The organism is Acinetobacter sp., assembly GCF_049284435.1.
Classification (GTDB): Bacteria; Pseudomonadota; Gammaproteobacteria; order Pseudomonadales; family Moraxellaceae; genus Acinetobacter.
The window spans coordinates 1-6,282 of the sequence record NZ_JBAPXX010000146.1 but is presented as its reverse complement, the minus strand read 5'-3'; the positions used below and the strand labels follow the sequence as shown (position 1 = coordinate 6,282).

General features: G+C 44.5%; 7 protein-coding genes. 2 read left to right on the top strand and 5 right to left on the bottom strand.

The annotated features are described in order from the left end of the window. Positions 1–304 precede the first annotated feature (304 nt). From WAK81_RS13000 to WAK81_RS12985, 4 genes are read right to left on the bottom strand one after another with little or no spacing between them, the layout of a single operon-like run. On the bottom strand, positions 305–1,105 hold the full coding sequence (locus tag WAK81_RS13000) for an SDR family oxidoreductase (RefSeq protein ID WP_422197368.1): 801 nt from the start codon (positions 1,103–1,105) through the stop codon (positions 305–307). A 54-nt stretch (positions 1,106–1,159) separates the two neighbouring features. Next, a complete protein-coding gene (locus tag WAK81_RS12995; RefSeq protein WP_422197366.1) occupies positions 1,160–2,011 on the bottom strand; it encodes a TauD/TfdA family dioxygenase in 852 nt (283 codons plus the stop codon). Positions 2,012–2,051: 40 nt separating this feature from the next. Beyond that, positions 2,052–3,569 (bottom strand): AMP-binding protein, encoded by a 1,518-nt coding sequence (locus tag WAK81_RS12990; protein WP_422197364.1) that lies wholly within the window; start codon positions 3,567–3,569, stop codon positions 2,052–2,054. 38 nt (positions 3,570–3,607) lie between these two features. Continuing rightward, on the bottom strand, positions 3,608–4,342 hold the full coding sequence (locus WAK81_RS12985; protein ID WP_422197362.1) for a thermostable hemolysin: 735 nt from the start codon (positions 4,340–4,342) through the stop codon (positions 3,608–3,610). 187 nt (positions 4,343–4,529) lie between these two features. Here WAK81_RS12985 and WAK81_RS12980 point away from each other — a divergent pair, with 187 nt between their 5' ends. Together WAK81_RS12980 and WAK81_RS12975 are read left to right on the top strand one after the other, a co-directional pair. After that, a complete protein-coding gene (locus tag WAK81_RS12980; RefSeq protein WP_422197360.1) occupies positions 4,530–4,916 on the top strand; it encodes a diacylglycerol kinase in 387 nt (128 codons plus the stop codon). A gap of 39 nt (positions 4,917–4,955) precedes the next feature. Continuing rightward, positions 4,956–5,666 carry a phosphatase PAP2 family protein gene (locus WAK81_RS12975; RefSeq protein ID WP_422197370.1) on the top strand — a complete coding sequence of 237 codons (711 nt, stop codon included), beginning with the start codon at positions 4,956–4,958 and terminating at the stop codon, positions 5,664–5,666. 26 nt (positions 5,667–5,692) lie between these two features. On the opposite strand, the gene WAK81_RS12970 is transcribed toward WAK81_RS12975, so the two are convergent. Then, positions 5,693–6,282 (bottom strand): sensor histidine kinase (locus tag WAK81_RS12970; RefSeq protein ID WP_422197358.1); only part of this gene is annotated, 590 nt, incomplete at its 5' end.

Below are 6,282 nucleotides of genomic sequence, written 5' to 3'. Positions count from 1 at the left end.
GTACTGTTCGATGCTTCGACTACAACTCTTTATCTTTATCCATTGCCCTATTCTTTATCTGTCTTGAGATTTCAGAGTTAGCTACACAACAATCAGATATGCTCGCACTTAAATTTTGGTACGAATTCTGGTTCCAGAAATATTCGACATCATTTTGTGGGTCATTCCTTTCTAATGATTAAAATAAAATTTGATTATTAGTGGGTTGAATTAATCAGTTCAATCCAATAGAACTGGGCTGATAGTTTATTGTGGGGTTTAGCGATTGGGAACTTTTATTAATGGTAGATTACCAAAACCGAAGCTATCTTCGATCAGCATATCTATAAATAGTATCCAGATCTTTTTCAATCGAACCAGAAACTATATTGGGTAAAACCTGATTCACCTTAACGAAGATCTTTTCAGGATAGCCGACCTGATACGACTGACAGTCTTTCTGTAAGAAATGATAAAACTCTTGTGCGACAAAATCAGGATCATCCATTTTAGTTCCCAGTGCCTGATTCATCTCTGTAACATTTGCATCATTCATTTCCGTTATCGTTGCCCTTGGTGAAAAATAACGAAATTGAATTGAGGTCTTTGCATACTCACGTGCAAGCGCTTCGGTGGCACCGCGCAGAGCAAATTTGCTGGCGCAATAACTGACATAACCCGGATAGCCAATGCTGCCAAAGGTAGAGCCAATATGAATGATCTGGCTCGGCTGAGTTTTAGACATCAGCGGAATCATGCCTTGCACCAGTTGCAAGGGATAGACCACATTAATCAGCATCATCTGTTCCATCATTTCCTGTGACTGCTGGGAAAACAGACTGAAATCATTGATGCCGGCATTATTGATGTAATAGTGGATTGGGGTATTCAATGTGGCCAGTGCATGAATCAGCTCATCACGGCTCTTCTGCTCAGCCAGGTCACAGCAGATCCTTTGCAGTTGTATATCAGGATAACGCTGCGCCAGTTTTTCACCTAATTTTCGCAAAGTCTGTTCATTACGTCCGACCAGAACCAGATTCAGGCCATTTTTCCCGAGAATATCGGCAATGGCCTGACCAATGCCACCGGTCGCACCTAGAAGAACTGCTGTTAAATTGGACATAGATCATTTCTCTTATCGTTGAATCTTTTAATATGATATCTCTTTCTGCTTTTCTTAAAAGTCAGGATTCAAGCCCAGTCCCATACAGATGTATAACTTGCGCTGTTCAAGTGGCACAAGAATTTCACGTCGGCCATGCATAAAGCGTTTGTTGTCGATAATCACCAGATCACCATCATGCCAGTCAATTTCTGAGGTCTGGGTTTCACAACGCTCTGCCAGTTCTGCGAGTAAGTCCGGACTGATTTCTGAACCGTCTGCAAAATAAAAACGGGGTTTTTCATAATTGTAAGAAGGCCCTAGCAAGGTATTGGCAAAGGCTGGAACACCCTTAAGATTGTCATGGCGGACCATCGGCATACTTAAATGGTAGTGCACTCCCCCATCATGTGCGGGACTGATCCGTTGTCCGGGTATCATCTGGGTAAAGCGCTGTAGCTCCTGTTGTCCAACCTGCTCTGTATTTTCAATATTCAAGGCAGTGGCCACATATTTCTGCCAGATCGGTTTGGGTAAATAACGGCTAATGGTCATCGGCTCGGCAAATTTCTGCTTGAAAGCATCTGACATATTTTTCCAGACTGCATGCCCATCACATAAGGTGGTCTGCGAACCGCGCGAAGCACTTTTTTCACTAAAAAATGCAATGATATCTGGCGGTAAAGGCGTCGTACCATTTTCAATATGCAGTCCCATGGCCTGGGTACCTGCATCAACTTTCTGAGACTGGCGAGTGACATTTTCGCGTGCAGGATCATAAGTCAGCCGCTGGCATAACTTATTCATGAGTTCACTAAACGATGTCACGTCATAGTGTTCATGTCTTAACAAAACCCAGCCCTGTTCTACCAAGTGTGTTTTAATCTGTTTAGGTGTAGTGTGCAAAGCTTGCTGTGCAATATTCATTTGTTCTCTCTCTCATTCGACAGATCTATGGGTCTGTGAACTATGCAAAAATAAGTTGGGACTTGTTCGGCATCAGTTCAGCCTGAAACTTTTGCTGAATCTGCTCTCTGCGCAGTTTGCCGTTTTCGGTCAACATCCGGTTGTTTAGGGAAAATGGCTCTGGAGACCTACACCAGTGTTTAATCTGAGCATAGTCCGGCATCCGGCTGTTGGCCCGCTGAAGTGCTGCTACCAGTTGCTGGTCTGGTGTATCATCAGGGGCATAAATCACGGCCGACAGATATGGCTGGGCTTCGCCAAAAATGGCAATCTGCTGGATTTCCGGCTCGGTCAGACTGTTGGACTCAACCCATTCCGGAGAAATATTACGTCCAAAACTGCTGATAATCATCTGCTTGATGCGACCGCTAATGTACAAATAGCCATCCTCATCAAAATATCCGGCATCACCCGTATGGATATATGGCGTTGCAGTCATGTCATTGACATAACCCAGCATGGCATTGCCCTTCACTACTACTTCGCTGTTGGCTGCAATCTCAACTTCGACATGCGGTAAAACCTGACCCACACTGCCAATGCGGCATGTACCCGGCAGATTCAGGCTGACCACCGAGGCACACTCAGACAGACCATATCCCTCATAAACCGGAAGATTAAGTTGCTGGCACTGTTTGAGTAAATCAGCAGAGACTTTCCCGCCACCGACCGCAATAAATTTCAGGGTATTTAACTTTGTAGCCCCGTGTTCAGCGCTATATTCCACAATGGATTTCAGCATCTGCGGTAATAAAATCACACTTTCGATTTGATAGGTCTGCACTGCATTTACAAACCGCTCTGTATCAAAAGTATGATTAGATGTCAGGCCGAACTGGCTCACCTCGCCAACAATTACAGCGCGTCCCATGCTCAGTGCGACATAAATGCCGGCAATATTTTCTAATAAGGTGGCAAATGGAATCAGGCACAAATGCCGTCCAAGCTGACTGCTGAACAGTGCCTGGCTCAGTGAATGAGTAATAGACTCAATGGTGTCTTCAGCCAGACACACGCCTTTCGGTGTCCCGGTACTGCCAGAGGTATAGGTAATTTTTGACGGCTGCTGGGTTTGTAAAGAAGGTGAATGCTGTACTGCCTGCTCTAGCTGAAAAAAGCGTGCATGTAGCTGGCCAGTAATAAAGATCTCATTTCCACTCATGTCTTGAGCTGGATTCAACAACCATTCTGGTGCAGAAAAAGATTCATCCAGAATACAGAGCAGCTCTGCTTGGCTGTCGGAAAGTAGATGCCGTACTTGCGCTGCAGTAAAAAATAAAGGAATAGGTATTACGGTCATGCCGGCTTTTTGTGCGGCAAGATCGATCACAATCCAGTCCATACTATTTATGCCCCACAAGGCCAGACGCTGCAGATTAAGCTGCATGAAACTGGCACTCAATAATTCTACCCGCCGTTGCAGTTCCGCATAGTTTAGCGTTGCTTGTGCGGTGACCACAGCTTCTCGCTGTGGATATTGTCGTGCTTGTAGGCTGATACGTTCAAATAAAGCAGTCATCATTTAAATTCTGGGCCTCGGTAATCAAGCAAAATGCTTTAATGACTAAATTGATAAAGTTGACGAGCGACTTGTAGGGCTTTTGCTACATCAATCGCCAGCACATAAGGTTTCTGCTGGTAATAGCTGCCCCACAGATGCTGTGCCTCTCCTAGGACTTGCGGGTCAGCCTTTTCAAGCACATGAAAACATAATCCCATCTGTTGCAGCACATAACGCACAGCGGCTGTTCCTGTACATACTGCCCATTCGATGCGTTGCTGCGAGAGATGAAAAACCAGAAACGCCACCATCAGTTTGGCCTTGTCCATATCCAGCGCTGCCAGATTGCCAATTTCTACCACTTTGTCTCGACTGACTTGGGTCTGGCTCAGTTTGCTTAACGTGTTTTCAACGGGTTCATCGAGATACTGTTCCAGAAAGGCATAGGCTTTATTTAAATGCTGCATACCAATCACAACCTGCATCTCGGCTCCGTGATAACCGGCAAACAGGGTCGAAGAGAAGCTCGATACAGTGGCCTGATGGACTTGCTGATATTTTTCCTGAATAAAATGTTCCAGGCTACGGCGTTCAGGTGTCTCGCTTTGTTCTACAGTTTTGATCGTCAAATGTAGCGATTGATCCTGTGCTGAAATTACCGGATACGCCGGAGGTACTTGTACTAAAAATTTATTGTGATGGGTTTGTTTTTTATATTCAGGCTGCTTGAAATATGTATTTATAGAGTGAATCTGACTAGATAAATAAGGATCAAAACTGAACTTGATCATTCGGCTCACACCACGAAATTAACTTGCTACTCAAGATAGAAGTCCAAACTTAAAAAATTCTTAATTTTGTGCAAAAGAATGTAAAAGCTGTGTGTATAAAAATTCCAGAGAACAGCCGGTTTTTTTAAGAGCATTTTAAGATTGAAAATTTAAGTTAATCCTATCTCTTGTTGACTGAAACTGTTCTATGTCTTCCTACCGCTCACCTTATAAAGCAACCTCGGGCATCCAGCGCATTTTTAATGCCACCCGTTATTCCCTGGCTGGTTTTAAAACAGCCTTTCAAAATGAGGCCGCTTTCCGGCAAATTTTGCTGATCAACCTTATTTTGATTCCTCTAAGTTTTTGGATGCCGGTTAGTCCAGTTGAGCAAGCGCTCATGGTCGCCGTATGCCTGTTGGCGCTGATCATTGAACTGATTAACTCAGCCATAGAGGCAGTGGTAGACCGTATTTCCATAGAAAGGCATGAACTGTCTAAAAATGCCAAGGACATGGGCAGTGCGGCTCAGTTTGTAGCACTCAGTTTAATTGCCGTGACCTGGGGCATCATTTTAGCGGGTCATTTGATTTGACCTCTGCTCTTGCTCCTGCCTGAAATGGACAACTTAAAAATGATCACTGACCATTCCCGGTTTTTACTGACTCAAACTTTACTTTTGATATTTAGTTTTTTGATTCTTCTCAACTTCTTTGACATTGGAGGAATGCTTGACTTACAGCTCATCTATCCATTTATCGATGATCATGGTCAATTTCCCCTTCGGCAACAATGGGCACTGGCAGAACTTAATCATCGCTATGTTAAAGACATGCTGATTCTGGTGTATATCACATTATTGCTGGGCTGGTTGGCATCACTGAAATGGCAGAACTGGCATAAACGGCGCTGGGAATTTGGCTATTTCTTTAGCATGGTGGTGCTGGCCACGGCCTCGATCGGAATTTTAAAATCCCAGTCAGCCCATGCCTGTCCCTGGGATATGACCATACCTGCCCATAACGGGATTTTGTGGGATTTTAGTGCCACTGCTGGACACTGTTTTCCTGGAGGTCATGCCTCCAGCGGTTTTGCCTTGATGGCCGGCTATTTTGTTTATCGCATTTCTAACCGCAAGCGGGCTTATTTTCTTCTTATCGCTGCAGTAATTTTAGGGTTGGCCATGGGCTGGGCACAAATGATGCGCGGAGCACATTTCCTGAGTCATAATTTGTGGACTGGCTGGATTATCTGGTGCATGAATGTCATTGGCTATGCGTTGTTTAGCCACAAACTACCAATAGAAAAGACCACTCCTATACTCTCTAGTATCAGGCAACCTTAACCCCAAAAAACCAGAAGCCTATTCGCTTAGGCTTCGCCTAAAGGAAACTTGACCTGTACACAAAGGCCCCCCAGATTAATACTTCGCGAAAATTCCAGTGTTCCACCCAAGCGCTCGGTGGCTTTATCTACAATGGATAAACCCAAACCGCTGCCAATTTCTGCATGGTTATGAATCCGGTAGAAGCGTTGCCGGATCTGAGCGAATTGAGCAGGATCTATCCCTGCCCCACTGTCTTCAATCTGTAAAACCGCCTGCCGGCCTTGCTGTAAAATCGATACATTAATTACGCCAAGCTTCGGACTATATTTAATTGCATTATCAATCAGGTTATAAATGATTGAGTGCAAGGCCGAAGCTTGGCCCTGAATCAACAGTTCCTGCTGCTGTTCTACCCCTAAATCAATCTCTTTCTGTAGTGCCAGTTGAATCAGTTCTTCGATACAGGTGACTGTCATTTGATTCAGTGATAGCAATTGAACAGGCTCACTTAAACCTTCGGTCACATCCTGTTTGGCCAGACTTAATAACTGGTTGACCAGATGCTGCATACGCAAAATGCCTTGGCTCAAATTATGGATAGACTCGCTTTGAGGGAACTGCTGCAGCAAAATTT

Bases quoted from the DNA above. Each gene is read 5' to 3' on its own strand.
- WAK81_RS13000 (WP_422197368.1), bottom strand. From the start codon at position 1,105: ATGTCCAATTTAACAGCAGTTCTTCTAGGTGCGACCGGTGGCATTGGT.
- WAK81_RS12995 (WP_422197366.1), bottom strand. From the start codon at position 2,011: ATGAATATTGCACAGCAAGCTTTGCACACTACACCTAAACAGATTAAA.
- WAK81_RS12990 (WP_422197364.1), bottom strand. From the start codon at position 3,569: ATGACTGCTTTATTTGAACGTATCAGCCTACAAGCACGACAATATCCA.
- WAK81_RS12985 (WP_422197362.1), bottom strand. From the start codon at position 4,342: ATGATCAAGTTCAGTTTTGATCCTTATTTATCTAGTCAGATTCACTCT.
- WAK81_RS12980 (WP_422197360.1), top strand. From the start codon at position 4,530: ATGTCTTCCTACCGCTCACCTTATAAAGCAACCTCGGGCATCCAGCGC.
- WAK81_RS12975 (WP_422197370.1), top strand. From the start codon at position 4,956: ATGATCACTGACCATTCCCGGTTTTTACTGACTCAAACTTTACTTTTG.